Origin of the sequence: Dyella flava, assembly GCF_016904955.1 — a bacterium.
Lineage (GTDB): Bacteria > Pseudomonadota > Gammaproteobacteria > Xanthomonadales > Rhodanobacteraceae > Dyella_B > Dyella_B flava.
The window spans coordinates 12507-38311 of record NZ_JADIKE010000018.1 but is presented as its reverse complement, the minus strand read 5'-3'; the positions used below and the strand labels follow the sequence as shown (position 1 = coordinate 38311).

The 25805-nt window shown below is 60.3% G+C and carries 23 protein-coding genes; 12 read left to right on the top strand and 11 right to left on the bottom strand.

The genetic code is table 11. The annotated features are described in order from the left end of the window. The first annotated feature begins 74 nt into the window (after window positions 1-74). Window positions 75-365, top strand: coding sequence for an XAC0095 family protein (locus ISP19_RS00915; protein WP_204678617.1), 291 nt, complete (start codon window positions 75-77; stop codon window positions 363-365). Here the strand turns inward: ISP19_RS00915 and ISP19_RS00910 are convergent. From ISP19_RS00910 to ISP19_RS00885, 6 genes are all read right to left on the bottom strand, one after another. Next, complete coding sequence (locus ISP19_RS00910) at window positions 362-1204, bottom strand: class I SAM-dependent methyltransferase (protein ID WP_204678615.1); 843 nt, start codon at window positions 1202-1204, stop codon at window positions 362-364. The two genes, ISP19_RS00915 and ISP19_RS00910, sit on opposite strands and share 4 nt — an antisense overlap. Before the next feature lie 124 nt (window positions 1205-1328). After that, a complete protein-coding gene (locus tag ISP19_RS00905; protein WP_204678613.1) occupies window positions 1329-2261 on the bottom strand; it encodes a Dyp-type peroxidase in 933 nt (310 codons plus the stop codon). Between the two features lie 86 nt (window positions 2262-2347). Further along, window positions 2348-2896, bottom strand: a complete 549-nt coding sequence (locus ISP19_RS00900; protein WP_204678611.1) for a GNAT family N-acetyltransferase — start codon at window positions 2894-2896, stop codon at window positions 2348-2350. A gap of 46 nt (window positions 2897-2942) precedes the next feature. Further along, on the bottom strand, window positions 2943-4772 hold the full coding sequence (locus ISP19_RS00895; protein ID WP_239556316.1) for an alpha-L-fucosidase: 1830 nt from the start codon (window positions 4770-4772) through the stop codon (window positions 2943-2945). A 174-nt stretch (window positions 4773-4946) separates the two neighbouring features. Next, window positions 4947-5324 (bottom strand): hypothetical protein, encoded by a 378-nt coding sequence (locus tag ISP19_RS00890; protein WP_204678609.1) that lies wholly within the window; start codon window positions 5322-5324, stop codon window positions 4947-4949. Window positions 5325-5490: 166 nt separating this feature from the next. Further along, window positions 5491-5697, bottom strand: a complete 207-nt coding sequence (locus tag ISP19_RS00885) for a hypothetical protein (RefSeq protein ID WP_204678607.1) — start codon at window positions 5695-5697, stop codon at window positions 5491-5493. Between the two features lie 629 nt (window positions 5698-6326). Between ISP19_RS00885 and ISP19_RS00880 the strand changes: the two genes are divergently transcribed. Both ISP19_RS00880 and ISP19_RS00875 read left to right on the top strand, forming a co-directional pair. Further along, window positions 6327-7448, top strand: coding sequence for an HD-GYP domain-containing protein (locus ISP19_RS00880; protein ID WP_204678605.1), 1122 nt, complete (start codon window positions 6327-6329; stop codon window positions 7446-7448). A 130-nt stretch (window positions 7449-7578) separates the two neighbouring features. Further along, window positions 7579-7764, top strand: coding sequence for a hypothetical protein (locus ISP19_RS00875; RefSeq protein WP_204678603.1), 186 nt, complete (start codon window positions 7579-7581; stop codon window positions 7762-7764). Between the two features lie 111 nt (window positions 7765-7875). Here ISP19_RS00875 and ISP19_RS00870 read toward each other — a convergent pair whose 3' ends face one another. From ISP19_RS00870 to ISP19_RS00860, 3 genes are read right to left on the bottom strand one after another with little or no spacing between them, the layout of a single operon-like run. Then, the gene (locus ISP19_RS00870) at window positions 7876-9375 is read right to left on the bottom strand and encodes an efflux transporter outer membrane subunit (RefSeq protein WP_204678601.1); all 1500 of its coding nucleotides are present in this window, start codon (window positions 9373-9375) and stop codon (window positions 7876-7878) included. Between the two features lie 11 nt (window positions 9376-9386). Then, window positions 9387-10967, bottom strand: coding sequence for an MDR family MFS transporter (locus ISP19_RS00865; protein ID WP_204678599.1), 1581 nt, complete (start codon window positions 10965-10967; stop codon window positions 9387-9389). Further along, a complete protein-coding gene (locus tag ISP19_RS00860; protein WP_204678597.1) occupies window positions 10960-12084 on the bottom strand; it encodes an HlyD family secretion protein in 1125 nt (374 codons plus the stop codon). The genes ISP19_RS00865 and ISP19_RS00860 overlap by 8 nt, the downstream gene beginning before the upstream one ends. A gap of 97 nt (window positions 12085-12181) precedes the next feature. Here ISP19_RS00860 and ISP19_RS00855 point away from each other — a divergent pair, with 97 nt between their 5' ends. After that, complete coding sequence (locus ISP19_RS00855; protein WP_204678595.1) at window positions 12182-12874, top strand: CerR family C-terminal domain-containing protein; 693 nt, start codon at window positions 12182-12184, stop codon at window positions 12872-12874. A 355-nt stretch (window positions 12875-13229) separates the two neighbouring features. Continuing rightward, a complete protein-coding gene (locus ISP19_RS00850) occupies window positions 13230-13538 on the top strand; it encodes a hypothetical protein (RefSeq protein ID WP_204678593.1) in 309 nt (102 codons plus the stop codon). 263 nt (window positions 13539-13801) lie between these two features. Here the strand turns inward: ISP19_RS00850 and ISP19_RS00845 are convergent, their stop codons facing one another. After that, on the bottom strand, window positions 13802-14278 hold the full coding sequence (locus ISP19_RS00845; RefSeq protein ID WP_204678591.1) for a GNAT family N-acetyltransferase: 477 nt from the start codon (window positions 14276-14278) through the stop codon (window positions 13802-13804). Between the two features lie 130 nt (window positions 14279-14408). Here ISP19_RS00845 and ISP19_RS21185 point away from each other — a divergent pair, with 130 nt between their 5' ends. The 7 genes from ISP19_RS21185 (at window position 14409) to ISP19_RS00810 (ending at window position 23048) form a co-directional block, all read left to right on the top strand. Further along, window positions 14409-14852, top strand: a complete 444-nt coding sequence (locus ISP19_RS21185) for a MarR family winged helix-turn-helix transcriptional regulator (protein ID WP_204678582.1) — start codon at window positions 14409-14411, stop codon at window positions 14850-14852. 35 nt (window positions 14853-14887) lie between these two features. Further along, window positions 14888-15214, top strand: coding sequence for a hypothetical protein (locus tag ISP19_RS00835; protein ID WP_204678574.1), 327 nt, complete (start codon window positions 14888-14890; stop codon window positions 15212-15214). Between the two features lie 7 nt (window positions 15215-15221). Beyond that, window positions 15222-16658, top strand: coding sequence for a DHA2 family efflux MFS transporter permease subunit (locus ISP19_RS00830; RefSeq protein WP_204678572.1), 1437 nt, complete (start codon window positions 15222-15224; stop codon window positions 16656-16658). Window positions 16659-16770: 112 nt separating this feature from the next. Continuing rightward, window positions 16771-17892, top strand: a complete 1122-nt coding sequence (locus tag ISP19_RS00825) for a hypothetical protein (RefSeq protein WP_204678562.1) — start codon at window positions 16771-16773, stop codon at window positions 17890-17892. A gap of 456 nt (window positions 17893-18348) precedes the next feature. Beyond that, window positions 18349-20979 carry a response regulator gene (locus ISP19_RS00820; RefSeq protein ID WP_204678560.1) on the top strand — a complete coding sequence of 877 codons (2631 nt, stop codon included), beginning with the start codon at window positions 18349-18351 and terminating at the stop codon, window positions 20977-20979. Between the two features lie 14 nt (window positions 20980-20993). Further along, window positions 20994-21386, top strand: coding sequence for a response regulator (locus ISP19_RS00815; RefSeq protein ID WP_204678558.1), 393 nt, complete (start codon window positions 20994-20996; stop codon window positions 21384-21386). A 9-nt stretch (window positions 21387-21395) separates the two neighbouring features. After that, window positions 21396-23048 carry a diguanylate cyclase gene (locus ISP19_RS00810; protein ID WP_204678557.1) on the top strand — a complete coding sequence of 551 codons (1653 nt, stop codon included), beginning with the start codon at window positions 21396-21398 and terminating at the stop codon, window positions 23046-23048. 540 nt (window positions 23049-23588) lie between these two features. Here the strand turns inward: ISP19_RS00810 and ISP19_RS00805 are convergent. Beyond that, the gene (locus ISP19_RS00805) at window positions 23589-25592 is read right to left on the bottom strand and encodes a CocE/NonD family hydrolase (RefSeq protein WP_204678547.1); all 2004 of its coding nucleotides are present in this window, start codon (window positions 25590-25592) and stop codon (window positions 23589-23591) included. Window positions 25593-25805: the final 213 nt, after the last annotated feature.

The following is a 25805-nucleotide window of genomic DNA, read 5'->3' as shown; positions in this document are numbered from 1 at the left end:
GACCGGCACGACAAGCCCGCGCCGGCAACCCCGAAAGCGGTCAAAAACACCCTTTACATCAAGGAGATATGATCATGGACAAGCGATCCAAGACACCCGTTGGCAAACTTCCTCGCGAGCGCTATACGCTGTCAGAAGACGCCTACGAAACCCTGTGCCTCGTGCGCGACGAACTTCGTCTATTCGCCTCCGTCGCCGCCCGGCGAAGCAAAGGCAATCCGGATGTCATCATCGGCCGCAACCGGCTCGCCTATTGTTTTGATTATCTGGCCCAACGCGTGGAGGGTGCCGTGAGCCGGATAGGAGATACCCTGGCGAAGAAGACTCCAGATCGAAGCGCCGAGGGAAAGGTGCGCAAGGACTAGCGCCGTATCGCCAACACACCATCCAGCGCCGGCTGTGCCTTGAAGCCGGCTTTCTCCAAGCGCTTTGCCACTTCACGCGGCACGTCGCGGTCGCTGGTCAGCTTGTTGGGGCTGCCGGTGTAGTGAAACAGGCGTCCACCGCGGCGAAGCACACGCGCAAGTTGATCATAGAACACTTGCGAATAAAGCTCGCCCGCGATGCCAAAGCGCGGCGGATCGTGCAGCAGCGCATCGACGGAAGCGTCGGCAATCTGCATGACCGCCTGCGACACATCCGCATGGGTGAGTTGCAGGCGGCCGCCGTTGCTGGGCACATCCGGATCCGGTGACCACGGATTGAGGGTGCGCAGCCACAACACGCCGGGGTTCTTCTCAAACGAGTGAATGCGCGCCACGCCAGCCTCCAGACAACAAGCGGCGAAATAGCCCAGACCGCCGCAGGTATCCAGCAACACCTTGCCGCGCGGCTCGACCAGGGCGACCTTGCGGCGCGCATCCTCGAGCGGGGAATCTTTCGCCGTAGGCAACATTTTGATGCCGTCGATTTCGAAGGTGGGCGCGCCCCATTCGGTGGGCACCAGCTTGATCAGCGAGCCGGAAAAACGCGACACCGGCGCAAACTCGTCACCATCCCAATAATAGATCGTGCGGTCTTTCAGCTTGTGCGGATACGGGTAAAGCTGGCCCTGCCAAAGCCAGGCGTCTTTCTGCAACGGCGCACTGCCACTTGATCGTCCCAAATCGAGCGAACCGTTCCACTCGCTTGCACCAGCATCGCGCGCAGCCAACAACATCTCCGCGGTTGGGCGCGTAAGCAGAGGACCGGAATAATGCGACACGACAACAATCTCCTGGTGTGGATGACGAATCCCAGAAACGACATAGTCCGCCCTGGATCGAGGGCGAACCACCGCAGCCGGCTATCGTAACGCGCCAGCTTCCGGCGCGCGGCAAAGCCGCGCCTCAACTCGCCACGACATTTTCCAGGAACGTTGCCGAAGGTACAAAAAACAAAGTGCCGGTAACGGCCTTGCTGTAATCGAGCAGACGGTCGTAATTACCCGGCGGCCGGCCAACGAACATGTTGTGCAGCATCTGTTCGATTCTGTGCGGAGATCGCGCATAGCCGATGAAGTAAGTACCAAACTCCCCTTTGCCCGCATCGCCGAACGGCATGTTGTCGCGCACGATCTCCAGCTGCTTGCCATCCTCGACGATGGTCGTCAGGGCATTGTGGGCATAAGCAGGTTTGACGGCATCGTCCAGTTCGATATCCGAGAGCTTGGCCCGGCCGACGATCTTTTCCTGTTGCTCGGTAGGAACGGCATTCCAGGCACGCAAGTCATGCAGATATTTTTGTACGATCACATAGCTTCCACCGGCAAAGCCGGGATCTTCGTCGGCAATGATCGCCGCATCGATCGCGGCCTGATCCACCGGATTTTCCGTACCATCGACAAAACCGATCAGATCGCGGTCATCGAAGTAGTGAAACCCGTGCACTTCATCCGTCGTGGCAACCGCATCGCCGAGCCGCGACATGATCTGCGTGGCCAGTTCAAAACATAAATCCATGCGCTTGGCGCGAATATGGAAAAGGATATCCCCCGCCGTCGACACCGCGTGATGCTGGCCCTGGATCTCGCGAAACGGATGCAGATCCTTCGGCCGCGGCTCACCGAACAGCCGATCCCAGGCCTCCGAGCCAAAACCCATCACGCATGACAGAAGTCCCTCGATGTCGTGAAAACCCACCGCGCGAAGCAGACCCGCCAGATCGCCACAAAGCGCCCGCACCGTCTGGCGATGCTGCGGCTCCGGCTTCAAGGTCACGACGAGGAAAATGGCCGAACGGGTTAATTTCGCCACAACTGGCTGCGAAATGGTGGAAGACACACTCCTCTCCTCGTGCGCTGTTTCCGGGAGTTTAGTCGCGGCCTTGGAGATTTCCAAACGGCATTGGTAACCAGGCTTGCCGCACACTAACGCAACTGCTTAACCATGATAGAAATCATTTCTCCAGCCGATTCCCTGGTGTGCAGGATTTCATAGCCAAGCTTCCGGTAGTACGCCTCGTGGTCATGCGTACACAGATGCAGCACTGAAAAGTCCATATCCAAGGCAATCTGCTCGACATGGCTGACCAGCATGGCGGCGATCCCGCGTGACCGGTATTGCGCCTTTACGTACACGCCCATCAACCAAGGTGTCAGATCCAGATCAGGTAACAGAGCGTCCGTGGCCTTGATCCCGGCGGAGCCGATCAACGTCCCCGCATCGAGGGCGATAAAAATCCTGGGCATGTGCGATGCGCGGCACATCTGGGTCATGCGCGCCATGCGCTGGTCCAGATCCTCTTCCGGCTGTAAATAGCCCCAAGCATCGAAGTGAAGTTTGACCAGTTCCGGCACATAGTCGAGGCGATCTTTCAGATTGACTATTTCCATGAGAACGAGCAGCTCCAAGGGTGCCGATGTCTGTATGGCCTGGACTTTCTTGACTAACTCCGCGACTTCACTTTGCGCCGCCAATACCCACTCCCGCACAGGAGAGTGGGTTCCCACATGCTAGCCGCATTCAGGGCCGTGGCGACAATGCCACCGACTGCACCGCAACCGGAAGCACACTGCCCTTCACGAATGGGGCATGCGGGGTAAGTTCCACTTGCATGGCATAAGGGTGGGCAGTGCGATCTCGATGCACAAGCACCGTTTGGCTGGCAGCCTGCGGCGTGCCCGCTGCAACACCCTCCAGATTCAAGGGATAGCGCTGTCCGTCGACCCACAGATCCATCTGCGCCGATTTAGGTGAAGGCATGTAGCTGATCGTCAGCGCGTAATCCTTTGCTTTTGCGTCGAGCTGCCAGCTCAACTTGTACAAGGTATCCGGGGCTTCATAGCCTTCACCGTTGTAGTTGAGATAGTGCTCGGCTTGCGCAGATTGCAAATGAAAACTGCCATCCGCCGCTGCAGCCAGCGATGGCGGTCGAACATGCAGCGGTCCTTCGAGCGGCAGTACGACGACGGGCATGAACGTATCGACGTTGGCGCCACCGGCACCCGTCATCGGCCAGTGAGCCAGATGATCCAGGGAAACAAGGACGTCCGCGCCATCGCGTTGAATGGTCACCTTGTCCGCTGGCGCGCCAAGCCGATAGGCGGAACCTAACGCAGTATCGGCAAGCCCGGGCAAACGCAGCTGATGATCCGGCGGCAGCTTGGCAACAAACAGGTAGATCGCTTTGGGTCCCACCGTCGCATAGCCGAAATCCAGTGCGCGGAACGGCTGCTTGCGCGTGCCATAAATCGCCTCACCGTTACGCTTCAGCCATGTGCCCATGCCGCGCAGCACCTGCGCTTCGTAGGGCACGACCGAGCCGTCGCCTTCCGGACCGATATTGAGAATGTAGTTGCCGCCCTGACTGACGACACGCACCAGCTGCGTGATTTTTTCGCGGATCTTGCCCGGAAGATCGGTGCGCTGCTCCCATGAGCGGTATCCCCAGGTATCCGGAAACATGGACGCCGGCGCTTGCCAGGGCAGTTCCATCGCCACGTCGGGTTCGGCGTTATCGCCCATCACCGCGAAGTCGCCGTAATAGTTCCACACGCGTCCGGAGATCATGGTTTGCGGCTGCAAGGCGTGCACGGTTTGCGCGAAGTCTGCGCTTTGCGCGGGCGTCGGCTTGCCCATGTCGAACCAGATTTCGGAGATGGGGCCGTAGTGGCTCATCAGTTCCTTGAGCTGGGCCACATTGAAGGCTTCCTGGGCGGATGTAATCGGATTGCTGTTGCCATCGATATAGGTGTTTCCACCCGGGTGATGCCAGTCGATGGTCGAATAATAGACACCGAATTTCAGACCCGCGCGTGCGCACGCATCGGCCAGCTGCTTGACGACGTCCTTGTGATAGGGCGTGCCATCGACGGTGTTGTAGGTCGTCTGCGCCGTCTGGAACAGATTGAAGCCGTCGTGATGCTTGGCGGTGATCACGATGAACTTCATGCCGGCTGCCTTGGCCAGCGCCACGATGGCATCCGCATCGAAATGCACGGGATCGAAACGCGACGCCAGCGCTTCATACGCCGTGGGCGGTATCGGCCCATTCGCGAGGATCTGCTCGCTATAGCCGTTGTCGATGCGCCGCCCGTCCCACATGCCGCCTGCGATGGAATACAGGCCGAAGTGGATGAACATCCCGAACTTGCGATCCTGCCAGGCCTTGATGGTTTGCGCGCTCGGCCCGGGACCTGGCGGCAACTGGGGCTGATCAAGCGGACGCTGCGTTTCAACCGTGGCTGCCGCTGCCTGCGCTGGCGACGATCCGGCCAGCAGACTTGGCGACCACCACACCATGCTCGCAGCCAGCCAGAACATGGCCCGCCTTCCCCCGACAACCTTCACCATGCGCCACTCACCCTTGGATAACGGAGCGGCCGACTTTACACATTTGGCTGTTTTATGGGGTCAGGGGTGGCAGGCACGAGGTCCACGCGTTTACCGCTTGCCGGTTCGAAGTGGCGCGCCATGGTGAGGGACGCAACCGCATGGAGGCCTGACCCTGGCCTGTTCGTCAACGCATCAAAAAGATGCCGCAGTTTGTGACTTTGTGACCCTGGGCGCCTCGGGCCGGCGGTCGCAGACCGACACATTCAGTACCGCGCAGATCGTGCCCAGCAAAACCAGCGCCAGACTGGAAGGCAGCTCGGAAAGGACCAGCGCCACCTTGGCGGCCCCATACCAGGAGTGCGGATTGTTCAAAAAAGTGCACCAGCCCGGGCAGAATTCGCGTAGCCAGAACATGACGGTGGGCTGTTTCGTCCAATAACCGTCGTGCAGCCACTTCAACCCCTGAAAGCCGAACCAAAGCATCGCCGCCATGTTCAGCGTTACGGCACTCAGCCAAAGGAAAAGCGCCAGCGCGCTTCGGCCTACATCATCAATGCGTGCGAATGTCATATCCCGCCCCAAGCTTTAGATCCGCTGCACAGGGCATGCATATCCCATGCCTTTCGGTTGAACGCGAGGGCTTGTAGCAGACGCCTTGCTGCGGCGCATGAAAAGGATGTGGCGTCAGGCCGATCAGCCCGGCACGGCCTGACGCCATCACGATCACAGCCGTATGTCAGTCCTGATTGCAGCGCCTGATCGCTTCGGCGCGCGCCCGAGCATACTCATCCTGGGTCATGGCGCCCGAGTTCAGCGCCGTCTGCAAATCGGTGAGCTGTTTGCCGCACGTTTCATTGTTCTGGGCAATTGCCCGTGAGCCGCCGCAGCCAGTGAGCGAGATACAACAAGTGATCATCATCGTTGCCAGCAAGAGCTTGGTCATGTCGTGGCTCCCTTTCAGCCTATGAAGAAGAGATGGTGCCGGTGATTTACCAAGGATCCTGGATATCGATGGTATTGCGCCGATACGAATCGACGCTGACTGAGCACGCCATCCACACCATCGTTCACGTCACGACGACATGATTCTGTACAGAGAACGTACAGCGGCTCTTCATGTATTTGCGGTGGATCGCATGCATCACGTTATCGGTGCGTGTTGATTTGCAGCACAGCATCAGCGATTACTTCAGGAACTACAGCGAAAAAAAAGCGCGGCGGCCGCTTCCAAAAAATCATCGCTGGTTTTCCACACCATGCTGTCTATTTCTGACGGAGCGCGCTTTTAGGCGCACCGACAAAGCAACTGGGCGACAACGAAGCGGACACGACGAATACCCGGCTTTGTCATGCAGGTGCATTTACACTCCGCCGCTTGCGCATCGTCCATCCCGTATCACCATCACCGGCGACGTTTTGTCGGCGGCCCCTGGGCTGCCGACCCTCAAGTTATTACTAGGCCAGCCGATAATCTTGCGAAGAGCCAAGCGACCAGGTGAACCCTGGCCAAGGCTTTGAAATGCGGCATGCCAACGCCGATCACATGTTGCTGGCGCTAGGGGGCTGCCATCCATGCGACCGATCCAATCGGGCGAAATAGAGATCGGCCAACCGCTGCCCTACGATGCCTACGATGAGCGCGGCAAGCTTATGCTGCGTGCCGGCCATGTGCTCACCACCGCCTCGTCGGTGGAACGGCTGGTCCGCGTGGCCTACTTCAATGATGGCGTTGCCGCTAACGCTCGCACAGGCGTGGTCGACGACAGCCCTGCGTCAGGTCGCCCGCTGGCTTCGATCCTTTCAGCAAGGCACCGCCTGCATGCGTTGCTGAGCGATGCGCGATATAGGGATTTCTCCGGCGAGATAAAGCGCATCAGCGAGCTGCTGCAACACGCCTGCGTTGCCAATGCGGACCTGTCGCTCGCCTCCATCGTCCTGCAACGGGAAGGCGCTTACGCCACGCGCCACATGGTCAATACCGCCATCGCCTGCGAGCTGGTCGGCACCGCGCTGGAAGTGGGCGCTACGGAACGAAGTTCGATCATGGCCGCGGCGCTGACCATGAACATCGGCATGCTTGAGCTGCAACAGGAACTACTCTCCGTGGACGGCCCCTTGAGCAACACGCAGCATGCCGAGGTCCGCCAGCACTGCGAACGCGGCGTCACGATACTGAAGGAGCGCGGCGTCACTGACACGCTCTGGCTGCAAGCAGTGCTGGACCATCATGAACGGTCCGATGGCAGTGGCTATCCCGGGGGCAAGCGCGGCGAGGCGATTGGCCTGCCGGCACGCCTGCTGGCCTCGGCAGACGTGTATTGCGCCCGCGTGGTCGGCCGCGGTTACCGGCCACCCTTGCAGGCCAACGTCGCGTTGCGCTGGCTTTATCTCAATGAAGGCGCGCGGCTGGACGAAAAAATTGCCACCAGCTTTATCAAGACCCTGGGCATCTACCCGCCCGGCACCGGCGTGCGGCTTCGCAATGGCAGCATCGCGGTGGTCACGCATCGCGGCACCGACAGCCTTACGCCACAGGTGTCCTCCCTCACCACCCACGACGGCTTTCGCGTCACCACGCCCATCCGCCGCCGCAGCGATGTCGGCGCACATGCGATCAGCGAAGTGGTCGATCTGGACGAACTCGACATGAGCGTGAGCATGGAAGCGCTGTGGGGAACGGACGCGGTGATCTGAGCCACCCTGGCACGAAACATGCTCCGGAAATCATGCTCAAGTAAACCGGCCGGCAGCCGATAAGGCTGGTGACCGAGCCGTATACCGGCATCCGGCCGTCCATGCCGGCCCATCCATGGGGGAATCAGCCATGATCGAATCGGTAGTCGAAGAACTGAAGTTGCACAACCAGACCTGCTCACAATGCCGCGCGGGCGAACCTTGCCTGGTCGCCGAACATATCCAGGACAGCTGGCCCAAGCGCGTGGCCTCCGAGGCCGCCGCGAGCCTGCTGGAAATCACCAAAGCGGCTGAAGAGCAGCAAGCCGCTGCGTAACCGCGCAGCATGCATCGGGACTTTGGCCGTCATTTCCGTGCCAGCGGGAATGACGGCCCAAAAGGTGATGCGAACAACGCTCCAGTGCATCGCACGGAGTGCTTGACCGCGTTACTGCTGTGAAACCCAGCCCAGCCCCAGGCTCTTTTGCAGGGACACAAAGTCCTTCAGCAGATCCGCCCTGCCCTGCACCAGATTCTGTTGCGCGGTGAATTGCACGCGCTGCGTATCCAGCAGATCGATCAGTGACGATGCGCCGGCCTGGTAGCGTTGACGCATCAAGGTCGACGAACGGTCAGCCGACGCTTCGATCTGCTGCAGACGCTCGACGCTGTCACGCTGATGGCCGTAGCGCGAGAGCGCATTGTTGGCGTCCTGCAAGGCAGCCAGCACGGCCTGCGTGTAGTTGGCGGCCGCCTCATCGCGACCGGCCTGCGCCTGACGGATAGCGCCGCGGGTACGCCCGAAATCCAGCAGGTCCCATTGCAGGTAAGGCGCACCCAGCCAGGTGAAAGCGCTTTTGCCGGTCAAGTGCCCAGGGTTGGCCGCGCTGGAGCCAATAAAGCCCAGCATGGTCACCTTGGGAAACAGATCCGCCGTGTGTTGGCCGATCTGCGCATTGCTGGCCGCCAGACGGCGTTCGGCTGCACGGATATCCGGACGCTGTTGCAGCAGCGCGGCCGGATCATTCACCGGCACGGACGCAGGCAAACCTGGCAAAGGCGCTGTGGTTGAAAGCATTTGATCCAGCGCACCGGGCGCCTGTCCCGTCAACACGGCAAGTTGATCGAGCGATTCGGTGATTTGCTCGTCCAACGGAATCAGCGTGGCCTTGGTAGTTTCCACCTGCGTGGTTTGCCGTTCGACATCCGTATCGGTCACGACGCCACGCGCGCGCTGCTGCCGGATCAGCGACAGCGTCTTCTGCTCGAGTTCGGCGGACTGGTTGGCCAAGGCCAGACGCTGTTGCTGACTGCGCAAATCGATATAGGCCTGCGCCACTTCGGTCGCGAGCGAGACCTGGGTGTCGGCAAGATCCGCATCGACCGCCTGCGCTTGCGCGGAGGCGGCTTCGATGGCGCGGCGCGTTCCGCCGAACAGATCGATTTCCCAGGAAGCATCGAAACCGGCGCTATACAACTGCAAGGGGCCGCGCCCTTCCGACGTGCTCGACGGCTGCGTGGCCTGCCCCGTCGATGTGCTGGTCGACTGCTGCTGGATCAGACCCGACAGGTCCGGCTCGCGCGTGCGGAAAGCCGCAGCATCGGCCGACACGGTCGGCATCTCTGCCGCACGCTGCTGTTGCAACTGTGCACGTGATTCGCGCAGACGCGCTTGCGCGGCATGCAGATCCGGATTGTTCGCCAGCGCCGCCGCAATCAAGGCATTCAATTGCGGATCGCCAAGCTCCTCCCACCAACGGCTGGGCGCGTGGGTCGTGGTCACGCCGCTGACCGGCGCACGCACAAACGCGCCGGCATGTACCGCGCCGTTGGCCACCTCCGGCGCTCCGCGATAATCGGGGCCGACCGTGCACCCGGGCAACGCCGCAACCGCAGTGAGCAAGGCAAACAGCGACAGGTTTGGATAACGCAACAAGCGGGTGGTCATCACAGGCATCCTCAATGGCCACCGCTGGCCGGCGCGTGGTAACTCGGGGTCTTCAACAGCAAGGCGAGCGGTATGCAGCACAACAGGGCAATCCCTAGCAGGTAAAAAACTTCCGAGAAGGTCATGACCATCGCCTGCTGCTGGATCTGTGCGGCCAATTGACCTAGCGCGCGCATCCGCGAATACGCCATATCGCCTGTACGTGCGAACCAGCTGGCCGCATTGGCGGCGATACGATCCTGGCCCAGCACTGAATTCGCGCTCAGCGATTCGCGGATCGCCGCCACGTGGAAGGTATTGCGACGATCGATCACCGTGCCGATGATCGCCAGGCCGATCGAACCGCCGAGGTTGCGGGCCATGTTGTAGATACCGGCCGCGTCGCCGGATTCCTCGCGTGACACCGCTGCCATCGACGCCTGGTTCAACGGCATCATCGCCAGCATCTGTCCCGCACCACGAATCAGCTGCGACCAGAAGAAGTCATAACCGACGCTCTGCGCCGTCAAGTGAATATCCAGCATGCAACTGAACACGAAACACGCCAGGCCGGTAATGACCAGGATGCGAAAATCCACCCTGCCGAGCATGCGCGGCAAGATCGGCATCATCAGGAACGCCGGCACGCCCGACACCAGCATCACCCAGCCGGATTGCTCCGCGTTATAACCGGCGATCAGTCCAAGGAACTGCGGGATCAGGTAGATCACGCCATACAACGCCGCGCCCACCACCAGCACGATGAAAATGACGCTGGCATAACGCGGATTGCTCAGCAGGCTCAGGCGCATCACCGGCTTCTTCGCAGTGAACTGCGAGATGGCGATCAGCACCATGCCAAACAGCGAAAGCACGCTGAGCCAGACAATCATGTTGGATTCGAACCAACGCTCGCGCTGCCCTTCTTCCAGCACCACCGTCAGCGAGCTCAGTCCCACCGACAAACCGATAATGCCCAGCCAGTCGGCATTGCGCCATGCTTCCAGGTGCGGTGGTGCCGACGGTAAACCCGCCAGCAACAACGTAATCAAGCCGATACACACCGGCAGATTGATAAAGAAGCACCAGCTCCAGCTGATGTTTTCCGTCAGCCAGCCACCCAGCACCGGACCCATCAGCGGGCCGAGCAACACGATCAAACCGAACGCCGTCATGCCGATCGGCAACTGCCACAGCGGCAGCCGCGTGCGGATGATGGTCTGCGCGGTCGGAATCATCGCGCCGCCCGTCAGCCCCTGCCCGATGCGGCCGATCACCATCGCCATCAGCGTGTGCGACAGTCCGCACATCATCGAAAACAGGATGAACAACACCGCGCAGCCGAGCAGGAAATTGCGCAGGCCGAACACCCGCGTCAGCCACGCCGCGAGTGGAATGATCACGATTTCCGACATCAGGTAGCCGGTCGAGATCCAGGTGCCTTCCGTGCCCGTCGCGCCGATTTCACCCTGGATCTGCGGCAACGCGGAATTGGTGATCGAGATGTCGAGCGTCGCCATCAACGCGCCCAGCGAACCCGCCGCCACGGCGATCCAGTCCGCAACGGTGGCGCGCTCCGGATGATGCGCCGGCATGGCGGCCGTCTCAGCCATGGTTATCGTTCGCCGAGGTGTTGCCCGCCGCGCGCGTATCCACGTCCACCGTCACCGACAGACCCGGCAGCAGCAGCTTGCGGGTTTGTTCGTCCGTATCGATACGGATCCGCACCGGCACGCGCTGCACGATCTTGGTGAAGTTGCCGGTTGCGTTCTCCGGCGGCAGCAAGGCGAACTCCGAACCGGTGCCCGGCGCGAAACTGTCGACCACGCCGTGCAGATCCGCATCCGGCAAAGCATCCACATGCAAGGTCGCCGGCTGGCCGGCGCGCATGCGGCCGATCTGGGTTTCCTTGAAGTTGGCGGTGAGATACACGCTGTGCACCGGCACCACCGTCATCAGGCGCGTGCCCGGCTGCGCATACTGGCCCACGCGAACCGTGCGATCGCCGACGCGACCGTTCAGCGAACTGCGGATCAACGTATCCTGCAAATCGAGCTGCGACTGCTTGGCCGAAGCCTGTGCGGCCTCCAGTTGCGCATGCGCCTGGGCAATCTGTGCATCCAGATCGGCGATTTTGGCCTGTGCCTGATCGAGTGCCGCCTGGTCGGCAGTCAGCGTGGCCTTGGCCTGATCGCGGTTGGTGATCAGGATCGACAGCTGATCGCCACTCTCCGCGCCGGTCGTCGCCAGCGGACTGTAACGGCTCACTTCGTCCTGCGTATGCCAGGCATTGATCTGCGCGGCCTGCAACTGTGCCCTGGCCTGTTCGATCGCCCCCTTCTGTTGCTGGATATCGGCCTGCGCGCGCTGGATATCCGCCTTGCGCGCATCGATTGTCGCCGTGGCCTGATCCAGCGCGGCCTGATACTGGCGGCTGTCGAGCCGTACCAGCGGATCGCCCGCCTTCACCTCCGCGTTGTCACCCACGTAGACATCGGTGACATAGCCGTTGACCTTGGGCGCCACGGTCACGCTGTCCGCCTGCAGGTAGGCATCGTCGGTGCTCTGGATAAAGCGGCCCACGATCCACCAATAAGCCAGGGCGGCCACGGCCACCAGCCCCAGCACGATGCCGACGGGCAGCAAAAACCCCGGCACCTTGCGGCGTTCCGGTGGTGTGGCAGAAGCAGTCGCCGCATCGGCCGATGCGGTTCCGGTAGGAGCAGGCATGCCATTAACCCTGAAATTATTCCAAGTGGAATATTTATTCCGATTGGAATAATTTTGTCAAATGCTATCTTGGTGGGGTACGCATGGAGACTCACGCATGACTGAAACCAAGCGCCCGCGCCGTCCGGCGGCCGGCGGATATGCCCGCGGCGACGAAACACGCCAGCGCATCATCGACGCCGCCATTCAACGATTTGGCGAGCATGGCTTCGACCGCGCCTCCACGCGCGATATCGCCACCGCGGCCGGTGTCAACGCGCCGGCGCTGCAGTACTACTTCGAAAACAAGGAAGGGCTTTACAAAGCCTGCGCCGAATACCTCACCAACGACCTCAAGACCCGCTACGCGCCGGCCATGCGCAAGGCCAGCGCTGATTTGAAGAACGGCGCCGGGGCCGAAAGCCTGATCGACACCTACCTCAGCTTCCAGAGCCTCACGCTGGACATGGTGCTGACGCCGGCGCACGTTTCCCGATCGCGCTTCATTGGCCGTGAGCTGGCCGGCGAAGCCCCCAACATCGCTTCCACCTTGCTGCATCGGCAGATGAAGCAGCCGATCAACAAACTGCTGCTTGCGCTGCTCGCCAGCATCATGGGCACCAGCCCCAACGACTCGATCACACGGATCCGGCTGCTCACGCTGAAAGGCCAGGTGCTGGCCTTCTATTACCCGCCGGGCGCGTGCCTGGAGATGTTGAAGTGGAAGGAAATCGACGACGCCAAAGCTGAGCTGATCAAGTCAGCGGTGCTGGAGCAGACGCGCATCCTGCTGGAGCACTGGCGGGCTTGATCCCAGGCACTTCATCAAGACACGACAGCGCCGCATAAGCGCTTAGGGCCTGTTCGCACTATTTGCGTGGCCCGCGCCGGGAGCTGTTTGCGCGTCAGCCAAGGAAGAGCGAGGGAGTGTACGTCGGTACACGACTGAGCGATGACGCCGGATGGTGGGCAAACAGACCCGGCCCTTCGGGTTGCCGTGGAGTAGCCGCCATGCGGCAGCGCGCGGCTTGACTTGGCAGCCAGCCAAGCCGGTGCCACGCACTACCACCTGACGGCTACTCCACGGCAACGCGGGCTACGCAAATAGTGCGAACAGGCCCTAAAATCGCCAGCTTTGCCTCCCCCATCCCCCCAAGGAACAGCTTATGCAGCGTCACCACGAGATCGAATTTGCGCAGTTCATCGAATCCATCTTCCTCAACGGCTCGGCAAACGTGCGCTGGGATCGCATCAGCATGTGGTTCGGCGTTGATCAGATCGGCAATCCCGAATGGCAGCAGATCCACGCCAAATGGCTGGACGTGTGCAAAACCTATGGCTATGCCGACGATATCGCGCCCATCTTCTGCTACACCAACCCGAACGCGCTGCTGATCGTGCGCGAAGGCTTTGCCGATGAGGACGTCATCGAGATTACGGCCGAAGGCGCGGAAGAAGTCGAAGAAGCCGAGTAATGCACTGAGGCATGGTGATCGGAGTGCCGGTCAGCGCACTCCGATCGTGCAGTGAGTCATCGAAGCCCGAATCCCTCATTAAAAAAAGACTTCCCTGTCCGGGGTTCCATCAGCAAAAGAATAGTCCCGGTAAACCGCCAGCAGACGAGCATGGAGTCTTGGCGGCTCCAGCAATACTCCCTAGCTAAGACGGAATCGGCAGGCGAATCCCTACCTCGATGCTCAGCCGGTGCAAAAAATTCACCGGCGACCCCACCCATCTGTCATTCCGCAAGATCCAACGACAGGAACCTGGTACCCGGCAGCGGGTTGTACACATACGGATCGGTGGATTTGAAACCCATCGACTCGTACAACCGCTGCGCTGACGCCATCGAGGCGAGGGTATCCAGGCAAATGCGCGCATAACCGGCGCGGCGTGCTTCGTCGCAAAGACGCTCCACCAGCCTTCGGCCTAACGATTCACCACGCGCCTGTGGACGCACGTACAAACGTTTCATCTCGCACAACTCGCCATCGATACGCCGCATGGCGATGCAACCCACCGCTTCGTCACCGTGCCATGCCAGCAACAGACGACCGCCGGGAGCGGCATATTTGCCCGGCAGCTCGGCCACCTCGGCATCGAAACCCTGAAAGCCCAGATCGACGCCCAGACCATCGGCGTATTCCTGAAAAAGTGCGCGCACCTCGCCTGTGTCGCGCGGAAATTCCGCGTGGCGAATATCTGCCGTAGCCATACGGGAACTCGTGCTGTGGTGGGGTGTGTTTTTTCTAGCACATCACCAACGGGCGCTTCACCGGCCGATTGGCATAGCACTTTTGACAGTTTAACTTGCAAGTTAAACTTCTAATCTATAGGATGCCCACGTGAACAAAGCCCCCGCATCCCTTCCCGCCCTGGAAACTGCCGTCAGTGACCTGACCGTAGCGATCGGCCAGCTGCTACGCCGCGTGCGTTCGGAAGCCAACCCCACCGAACTCGGTCTCTCGCAATTAAGCGTGTTGGCGCGCCTGGATCAACTCGGCGCGATGACTACCGCGGATCTGGCACGCGCCGAATCCATGAAGCCGCAATCGATGGGCACCATCCTGGCCGGCCTGGAACAGGAAGGACTGGTGCAGCGGCAACCCCACCCCACCGACGGGCGACAGATTCTTTTTGCACTGACCGTCGCCGGCATCGACATGCGGAAAAAGCGTGGCATCGCCAAGCGCGAATGGCTGACGGCCGAGATGGCGAAGCTGGATTCCAACGAACTGCAAACCCTGATCGCGGCGATTCCGCTGATCAAGCGCCTCAGCAAACCGTAACGTACGCACCCACATCCATCCAAAGGGGAAACACCATGGTGGCTTGGCTTCAGGATGTTTCGTATTTCTTCGGCGGCGCTTTTCTGGCCAACGCCGTTCCGCATGTCGTCAGCGGTCTGATGGGACGCGCTTTCCAGACGCCCTTCGCGCATCCGCCCGGTGAGGGGCTGTCGTCGTCATCGCTCAACGTGATCTGGGGTTTCATCAATCTGGTGGCCGCGTATCTGCTGATCCTGCGCGTCGGCAACTTCGATCTGCGCAGCGCGGAATCGGCGATCGCGCTGGGGCTGGGCGCCTTGTTGCTGAGCCTGCCGCTGTCAAAACGATTTGGCCGCTTCAACGGCGGCAATCTTCAGGGCTAAGCCGGGCATGCATGTCAAAGCCAAGTCCGATGGGTTAGATGCCGCCAACCAGCTCGATCCCTTGATCTGGAAAATCACGGCGGTAGCGGTGCTTGGCGCGTTTCTCGCTCAGTTGGACGCAACCATCGCCAACGTCTCGCTTTCCAATCTCGCCACGGATTTGCACACCGGCCTGTCGACCATTCAATGGGTCACCAGTGGTTACTTGCTGGCGTTGACACTGGCACTGCCGATGAGCGGCTGGCTGGTGGACCGCATGGGCGCCAAAGCGGTTTATCTATGGTGCTTTGTCGCGTTCACGCTTTCGTCCGCCTTGTGCGGGCTGGCATGGTCGGCGCATTCCCTGATTGCATTTCGCGTCATCCAGGGCATCAGCGGCGGATTGCTGGCGCCGATGGCGCAAATGATGATGGCGCGCGCCGCAGGCAGGCACATGGCGCGTATCGTCGGTTATTCGGCCGTGCCGGTGCTGTTGGCGCCGATTCTGGGACCGGTCGCAGCCGGTCTGATTCTGCAATACGGTTCGTGGCGCTGGTTGTTCCTGGTCAATCTTCCATTCGGCGTATTGGCGTTGGTTCTGGCCGCCGTGTTTCTGCCTGACGATCGCGAACACACCCGGCCGCGGCAATTGGACTGGATCGGACTAGCTTTGCTATCGCCCAGTCTGGTGATCTTTCTTTACGGCGCCGACCGTATCGGCGATCACCTGGGACAGCTGGCTGTGCTGGTTTCCGCGATGTTGCTTACGCTGTTTTTATGGAACGCCAAGCGCAAGGGCGATCATGCGCTGGTCGATCTTCAGCTGTTCCAAGGCAAGGTATTTCCCGCCGCTGCCGTTACCCAGTTCCTGTCCAACGGCGCGCTATTCGCCGGGCAAATGCTGATTCCCATCTACCTGATCCAGGCCTGCGGCCGTTCGCCGAGTGAAATGGGCTGGCTATTGGCGCCGCTGGGCCTGGGCATGCTGTGCACCTATCCGTCCATGGGCGCGCTGACCCGGCGATTCGGCATTCGCCATATTGCTGCGGGCGGTGCATCGTTGGCACTGCTCGGCACCCTGCCCTTTCTTTATCTGGCGGATCATTCGCTCAATCTGATCGTGCTGTCCATTGCACTATTTATTCGCGGCGCCGGCCAAAGCGCGGTGGGTATCCCGTCGATATCCGCCGCTTATGCGTCCGTCAGCAAGAAAGAACTGCCGATGGCGAGTACTTCTCTCAATATCGTGCAGCGCCTGGGCGGCCCGACCTTCACCACGCTTTGCGCCACGTTTCTTGGCTGGAGCCTGGCTACCCAACAAACACATCAGCTATCGCTTACGCCCTACGCCTGGACCTTCGTGCTGCTGTGCGTATTGCACGCAGCCACCGCCACCGCCGCGCTGCGGCTGCCCCGTTCCATGGATGAAGTGCTTGCGCAACGCTCCACAGCAGCTAACGCGTAGTGCCGACCAGCAAAAAACATATCGCTATGATCTAATGAGCGCCGTGAAGCGAGAAGCACCAGGCTATCTCGCTCCCGTAGCTCATTGAGTATTCGCCACAGGCGCTATGTTCATGCCGTACGAGCAACCCACAGTCCAGTCGGCTGTCGTGATTGCCATGCATCTTGTCGATATCGCCGACGCCATCGACCTGGCCAACGTTGAAACGCTGTGGGCGGAGCAAAGCCGTCCCGCCAGCGTGCGCAGCAAACTCAGCAGTACACCACCCAAGGCGGTGGCCTTCGGTGTGCCGCCCGTGCGACTTACGTTGGATATGCTGGAGCTGTCCTTGCTCGGGCAGACCTACCGCGCCTATGTCACCGTGCGCCTGTATGACTTCGGCGCGGCGGCGTTTTCCGTGCTGGTGCCTGTGACGTCCTGCAACTGGGCCACTTACAGCCAATTGGTCAACGCGGTTGATGCGCTGTTGGGCCCCAGTGCAGACAGCCCCATCTGGACGGAACTGCTGGAACACGTGCGCGGGGTATTACGGCCCGCATTGACACGACCAAGCCCTGCCTCGCTGCATGAGGACTACCTACTCGGCATCGTGCACGCCTTCGACGAACCCGTGCCCGTAAGCACGATGCACGAACGTATCGATCTCGTTCCCTTGCTATCCGGCGAACAGCGGTCGTTATCCGAACAAGCGCGCCGGGATTTGTTGCAACAGCGCTTCTCCTACTACGCCGACGATCTGGTGGTGCTCACCTGGGATCGCGCCTTTATCTACGAACCGCGCAGCGATTCCGACGTAGTGGATATTCTGGAAGTCGCCAACGCCCAGTTGCTGGAAATGCGCTTCTACGACGAAGTACTCGACGCCGAGCTACCGCGCATGTACGACATGGTGGAAGCTGCTCACCACGCCGGCAATCCACTCGCGGCGCGCCACTTCGCCGATCTGGCGCGCAAGCTCTATACGCTGGTGGCGGAAGTCACCGAAATCACCGAAAAAGTCGATAACGCCCTGCAGGTAACCGAAGACGTCTACCTTGCGCGCGTTTACACATCAGCCCTGGACCTGTTCCGCGTGCGCCACGTCAGTGCGGCAGTGGATCGCAAACTCTCGATCATCCGCGACACTTATGCGGCGCTTTATGAAGAAGCCTCCGGCAAGCGCGCCGAGCTGCTTGAAATGGCTATTATCGTGCTGATCGTGGTGGAGATCGTTATCGCGGTCTTGCGGATCTAGATGGCGGGTAGCCGCCCGGCTCTGAGGCATCCACACTCTTTTCGCTCGTCATTTCACCCGTCGTTCCGGCGAAGGCCGCAGTCGGCTTGGATGGCCTCCTAACTTTGCTGGTGTTGCGCAAAATATGGGTATGCCTCCAGGGCGGACCGCGCTGGGAAAACTCGATAGTGTCCGTACCCTGGACCCGCAGGCACTCCGGATATTCGGAAAGTTTTCCGCGAGATATCGCAACTAATACCCCAAAACGATGAATACCCTTCACGCGAATTACACCTGAACCATGCAAGAAAAGCGCACCGCAGGGGGCGCCATTAGAACGGGTCAACCTCACACGAGGCAGCACATTGAGGCGGCGACAAGTTCGCCGGCGGTGCGTTAGGCCTGGGTTTCCAGGCGACGGAATCATTGCAGACGAGCAGTCAGGCTGACGGTTTTCCTTCCACCGAGGAGGGCAAATTGAACGCAGTAACGCACTATCTGTCCGCCGCAAGCAATGCCATCACGCGATTCGTCTTCGAACATATCGTGCTGGTATTGATCGTGCTGGTAGTCACCGCTACCGGAGTGACGTTCTGGTACATGAGCCATCTGCAGGAAAGGCTGGTCGCAACCCTGGCCGAGCAGGGGGCGCAGCTTCAGGCCCGCACGATGTCGGAAATGCGCGCGCTCTACACCTCCGATGTAGTGGAACGCGTGCGCGGCCACGGCATCGAAGTGACGCCCGATTATTTCAACAAAGACGCCGCCATTCCCCTGCCCGCCACGTTTACGATCGAGCTTGGCCAGCAACTCGGCCAGAACGGCACAGGCTTGAAGGTCCGCCTTTACAGCGACTATCCCTTCCCGTGGCGCAAGAACGGCGGCCCCCACGATGATTTCGAACGCGAGGCGCTCAGTTCACTGCGAAAGAATCCAGACAAGCCACTGGGTCGCTTTGACATGTATCAAGGCCAGTACGTGTTTCGATACGCCGTGGCCGACCGCATGTTGCCGCAGTGCATCGGTTGCCACAATTCCCGCCCGGACAGCCCAAAGAAAGATTGGAAGGTGGGCGACGTGCGCGGCGTACTCGAAGTCATTCGCCCCGTTACTTCGCTTGCCACCGCGTCGCGCCAATCGCTGCAGCAAGCGTTCGGCTCACTGTCGCTGGTGGCTGTTTCAGGCCTCGCCGCCATCGGCCTGGTGCTTGGCAAACAACGCCGCTATGCCCGCGGGCTTGCCGAAGAAATCAACGAACGACAGCGAGTTCAAGCCGATCTGATTGAGAGCACGGCGCGCTTTTCGGCCATGAACGAAGCGTCTCCACTGGGCACCTTCGTCACGGACGCGAATGGATTGTGCCTGCACGTCAATCAGATGTACCAGGAGATAACCGGCTATTCCGACGAGGAAATACATGGCAAGCCGTGGAATTTCGGCATTCACCCTGGCGATCAGGAGCACGTGCTGTCCGCGTGGAACGAGATGCTGAAAAGCAACGGCAACCTTACCGTCGACTGTCATTTGCTTCGTCACGACGGTTCGACCACGTGGGTAACTTGCAAAGCCGCTGCCATGCGCAACGGCGAACAGCTTCTGGGTTACGTAGGCACGCTGGAGGACATCAGCGAACGCAAGCAAGTGGAACGCATGAAGAACGAATTCATTTCTACCGTAAGCCACGAATTGCGAACGCCGCTAACGTCCATCATGGGCTCTCTCGGCCTGCTTGCGGGAGGCGTCGGCGGCGCACTTTCTGGCCAGACGAAGACGCTGGTCGACATGGCCAGCAAGAACAGCGAGCGGCTGGTACGGCTCATCAACGACATTCTCGACATTGAGAAGATCGAAGCAGGACACATGCAGTTCGACCTCAGGCCGCACGAGTTGCAGCCGCTGGTCGAGCAGGCCATGGCCGTCAATCGGGCGTATGCGGAGCAGCTTGGCGTCACGTTCAGGCTAACGGCCTCCATGCCCGGCACCTGGGTCCTGGTCGATGCAGATCGCCTGATGCAGGTCATGACCAACCTGATGGGCAACGCCGCGAAGTTCTCCCCCAAGGGCGCCAGCGTGGATCTGCAGATCACACGTCACGGTGACCTGATCCGCGTAGCAGTGAGCGACAGGGGGCCTGGCATTCCCGAATCGTTCCGGCACAAGGTATTCGAAAAGTTCTCCCAGGCCGACTCCTCCGACACTCGCCCGAAGGGTGGCACCGGCCTTGGATTGTCTATTTCGAAAGCCATCATGGAAGCCATGGGCGGCAGTATCGGATTCGACACCGAGGAAGGAACCGGCACAACCTTCCATTTTGATTTGCCTGAGTGGACCGAGACCATTCCGGCCTCCCTTCCCGAGCTTCCCACGCTGGTGTCGCACCGTCAAAAAGTCCTCGTCTGCGAAGACGATCACGACGTATCCACCTTGCTCTGCATGATGCTCGAGCAAGCTGGCTATGAGGCGATCACCGCCTATGACGGCGCCACGGTCCGACAATTGCTGGCCGAAGAAAAATTTGCAGCCATGACGCTGGACATCCAGATGCCTGGCCTCGACGGCAGGGCGTTTCTGCACGAGATGCGAAGCAACCCTGCGCTGGAGGATCTTTGTGTCGTGGTAGTGTCCGGCCATCTACGCAGCTCCCCCCGCGCCTACGAGGGAGACGGCCTTGGCGTGGTCGACTGGATTTCCAAACCGATCGACCAAGGGCGCTTGCTCCATGCCGTTCGTGCCGGCATCACCGGCAAAGCCGATGGGAAGAGCCGCGTGCTGCATGTCGAAGACGATTCTGACCTTCGTCAGATTGTCGCGTCGCTCTGCACAGATATCGCCGACTTCTCCAGCGCGGCCACATTCCAGGAAGCCACCGTATTGCTGTCGACCGCTCAGTACGATCTGGTGGTGCTCGACCTCACACTGCCGGACCGTTCCGGCTGGGATCTGATTCCCTTCATCGAGCAGTTGGTACCCCGGCCACCGGTGCTGGTTTTCTCCGCGAGCGAGTTGTCCATTGCCGAATCCGGCCGGGTCGCGGCGGCTCTCGTGAAATCGCACGTAACAAATCCCGAATTGCTGGACGCCATCCAGTCCCTTACCCGCAAGATCTAGAGGGGAGACAAGACGTGACCGTCAAATCCCTGCAGCGCATCCTCTACGTGGAGGACGAGCCCGATATACAAGCCGTAGCCCGCCTCGCACTCGAGACCGTTGGTGGCTTCACCCTTTGCACGTGTGACTCGGGGAAAGCCGCGCTCGACGCCGTCCAGTCGTTCAATCCCGACATGATCCTGCTGGATGTGATGATGCCAGGCATGGATGGTCCTTCCACGCTCAGCGCGTTGCGCGAATTGCCTGCGCTGAAGGAAACCCCGATCGTGTTCATGACTGCCAAAGTGCAGGCAGCCGAGATAGCACGCTACCGGCAGCAAGGAGCGCTTGACGTCATTGCCAAACCGTTCGATCCGATGACCTTATCCAACACGGTGCGTGACATCTGGAACAAACACGTTAGTTGAGATGCCGCCATGACAAACCCGCCAAACATTGCGGAACAGCTGTGCCTGCTTCGGGAGAACTATGCGCAGCAGCTACCCGCAAAACTTGCCCAGTTGGAGGGCGCGTTCCGTCGGCACGACAACGTGGTCGAGCTGCCGCAACTGCGCCACCTCGCGCACAGTCTCGCCGGATCCGGCGCCACATTCGGCTACCCCGCTCTCTCGATTGCCGCGCGACAACTTGAAACGATCGTGGATGGCGCCCTGAACGATGGGCGCCCCCTCAGCCTGGAAGAAAGCGACTCCATCGCCCGGCTGATCGAGGCCCTTGACCGAGGAGCACGAACTCCCATAGCGCCCTCGTCTGTTCCCGCGCTACCTCCAAGCACCGTGCCGGAGGCAGAAAGAAAGCTTATCTATCTGGTCGAAGATGACGCGTCGCTGGCAACCGATCTCATGCTGCAGCTCGGTCACTTTGGCTACACCGTCAAAATCTTTGAGACGCCAAAACAGCTTCTTGAAACGCCGGTCGATCCGTTGCTGGCCGTGGTGTTGATGGACATCGTGTTCCCGCAAGGCGATCTGGCCGGCCCCGAGGCCATCATCCAGCTATCGATAGCCAAACAGCTGCGCACGCCCGTTATCTTCTTCTCGTTCCGCAACGATCTCACGGCGAGGCTGGCCGCCGCCCGCGCCGGGGGCGCCGCATACCTGGTGAAACCGATAGACGTCGGCACACTGATCGGCAGGCTCGATGATCTGATCAGTGACCTGCCGCCGGAGCCCTATCGAGTATTGATCGTCGACGACAACGGCCCGTTGGCCACCCATCACGCCTTCACCTTGCAGTCGGCCGGCATCAGTACCGATATCGTGACGGATCCCATGACCATCCTTGCGCATCTGGACGATTTCAAGCCGGATCTCGTGCTGATGGACATGTATATGCCCAAATGCACCGGTTCGGAACTCGCGGCCGTGATCCGTCAATTGGACAACTACGTCCTAGTACCGATCGTGTATCTGTCGACGGAGAGCGATACCGACCGCCGCTTGATTGCCATGCAATTGGGCGCCGACGACTTCCTTACCAAGCCCATCATGCCGGAACATCTGATCTCCGCCGTCTCTACTCGGCTGCGGCGCTACCGCGTACTGCGCTCCCACATCGAGCAAGACAGCCTTACCGGCCTGCTCAACCATGCCGCGACCAAGGATCGCCTCACCACGGAAACGGCAAGAGCGACGCGGCAGCAGCGCGTCTTCTGCCTTGCCGCGCTCGACCTGGATAACTTCAAGAACGTCAACGACACCTACGGCCATTTGATCGGCGACAGCGTGCTGAAGAACCTCGCCGAACTCCTCAAGCGACGCCTGCGGCGAACCGATATCGTTGGCCGCATCGGTGGCGAGGAGTTCGTCGTGATCCTGCCGGATACCAACGCAAAACAGGCCTTTGGCCTATTGAACGAGCTGCGCGAAGCCTTCTCCCTGGTGCACCAGCGCGCCAGCCGCGGCCTCACATTCACCACGACCTTCAGTTGTGGCATTGCGCAATACCAACTAGGCGCCAGTGCGAACGACGTCCACCTACATGCGGATGAAGCGCTCTATCGAGCCAAACAGGCAGGCCGCAACCAAGTGACACTGGCAGACGACGACGAGCGGCAAGACAGTTATTGAAAGGGCTTGATTACCTGCGCTCCAATATGCGGCGCTTTATGAAGAAGCTTCCGGCAACCACGCCGAGCTGCTGGAAATGGTCATCATGGTGGAGATCGTTATCGCGGTGTTGCGGATCTAGCGCGCCTCAGGCCTTACCGCTTTGCTCCCTCTCCCCTTCGGGGAGAGGGTTGGGGTGAGGGGCCGGGCTTGCCTCGAACTTCATGGCAACAGCGTCAAGTCTTCTTCATTCACTCACGCTGCGTATCTACTTCATCGCGAGATTGACCCCTCACCTCGGCCCTCTCCCCGGAGGGGAGAGGAAGAAAAGCCTTGACGCTGTGATTCTTTCACTCATGCCGTAACAACTCCCTCTCCCCTTCGGGGAGAGGGTTGGGGTGAGGGGTTGCGCTTGCGGGGAAATTCAGAGCCTCGCTGATATTTCATTTGGTGATTCACCGCGAGGTTGGTCCCTCACCTCAATCCTCTCCTCGCTCCTCATAGCCGAGCACATCCATGTGCTCTCCCCGCGTACCCCAGAGGGGAGAGAAAGAAAAGCATCTACTTGCGAGCTCCCCCATCAACCACCGCCTCAGCATTAGGCACGACCGTAAGCGTGATCTCCGACGGATGCTGGCTATCGTGATGAATCACATTATGCGCAATCACACCCTCAACCTCATCGTAGTTATTGCCGCCAGTATTGAGATTGCGGTCAAAGCGCGGAAAGTTGCTGCTTGAAATATCCACCCGCAACTTGTGACCAGGACGGAAGTAGTAGCTGGTATCAATCGGCTGGAAGGTCACCTTGTACACCTGCCCCGGCGACATCCACGCCAGCGGCTTGTCGTAGCCATTGCGGTAGCGCATGCGCTGGATGTTCTCGGTGACATTGAAGGCGCGACCATCGGGGTACACGTCGCTGACCTTGAAGGTAAAGTCGGTGTCCTTCGCACTGGAGGACACATACAAAGTCACCGTGATCGGTCCGCTGACCTCCATACCTTGCTTGAAGGGTTCGGAGTCGTAGACCAGGATGTCGTTGCGGGCTTCCTGCGGACGCTGGTCGTAGGAACCGAACTTCACCGCGCTACCCATGCAGCAACCACCACCGCCGAACGTGGGCACCGGGTTGGCCGGATCGTAGACAAACTGATCGGGGTGGTCCGTCTCGGGTGCTGCGGCAACGAGCTTGCCGTTACCGTAAAGCGTATTGGCCTGCCCGTCGCTGTTGAAATAGAGACTTTGCGTGACAGCTCCGGCCGGCGGCCAGGTATCGGCGCTCTTCCAGCGATTGGCGCCCATCACGTAGTACATGACCTTGGGCTGCTTATCCAGCATCGGGCTGTCTTCACCCTTGAGATAATGATCGAACCAGCCGTAGACCAGATCGTCGTAGTCGAAGCGCGCATCACCCACATCAAGATCGCCGATCATCGTGTGCTCGGTCGCACGCGTATACGCGCAATGCAACACCGGCGCGATCACCGCGTATTGCTGATCAGCAATGGCCTTCGGTGCCGTGCGGCGAACTTCGTTATAGGCGGCCAGATTGGGCGACACCGACACGTCGAACCAGCTCATGAACCACAGCCCCGGCTTGCTGATCTTCATGTTCTCGTGCCAGAGGCCGCCCTTGTACCAGGCCGGATCGTTGGGCGCGCGGGCGATCATGTCGCCGCCGGTAGCAACCGGCATGTGCGTTTCGAAGATACCCGGCGGACCGCCGACAGCCTTGATGATGTCCTGCTCCGGCAGATGCCAGAACGCCTTGTCCCAATCGACCGGCGGCATCTGCGTCGCCAGGTCGAAGAAATGCGAGGCGTTGATCAGCTCCGCCTGCGTAGTGTCGCCCGGAAACATCGGTCGCACCTGATTCTGGATGCCGTAGTCGTAGATCCAGGAAATAAACAGCATCTGCACCGCGCCACCGCGATACCAGTTGCCTTGCTCATAGTAGGGACCGACGTGACCGACACCGGCGCCGAAACCCTGCACATTGAACGTAGTCAGCGAAGGATCGCTCTGCGCCACCACCGCCAACTGCCATTCCGCCGTCGACGAACAGCCGGTCGTGCCGACCTTGCCGTTCGACCAGGGCTGCGAAGACATCCACTTCAGCTCGTCGCTGCCATCGCTCAGCGGCATGCCGAGAATGTCGTAATTACCCTGCGAGAAGAAATGCCCGCGCTCCTGCATCTCGACCAGGGCGTAACCACGCTTTACCGCCTCAAGCTCGCGCGTCATATCGCGCGGCGCGCCGAGTTTCACATCCCAGAAATTAAAGTTGTACGGCGTGCGCACAAAGATGATCGGCACCTTGTCCGCGCCCTTGGGACGGTAGATATCCGCCGCCATCAGCTTGCCGTCGCGCATCTTCACCATCACCTTGCGGTCGATGATCGCAACCTGTTCAAGCTCTTTCTCGATCGCATTGCGCTTGGCGATCAACTCCGCCTGAGGATCGGGTTTCTGTTGTGCGGCGGCCGGGTTGGCCACCAGCAGCGACAGTCCGAACAAAGCCAACGCACCGGCGAAGGCAGAAGCCAGCTGGGTGAGGCGCATGCTTGTATCCCCTAGGGTTTGTTCCCCGAGTGTCAGGCAGGCGACAGTCTGGGGGAAGCATGACTAAGGGCATATGCCTGGTTTGCTTCTCAAGGGCTTAACGAGTCAGGCTCGCTGGGCTTTTCTGTTTGTTGGTGGCCCGCTCTTGGTGTCTAGTTTGAGCGGCGACCTCAACCGGTCGATGCAACACACCAGTCACTACGCATGCAGCAG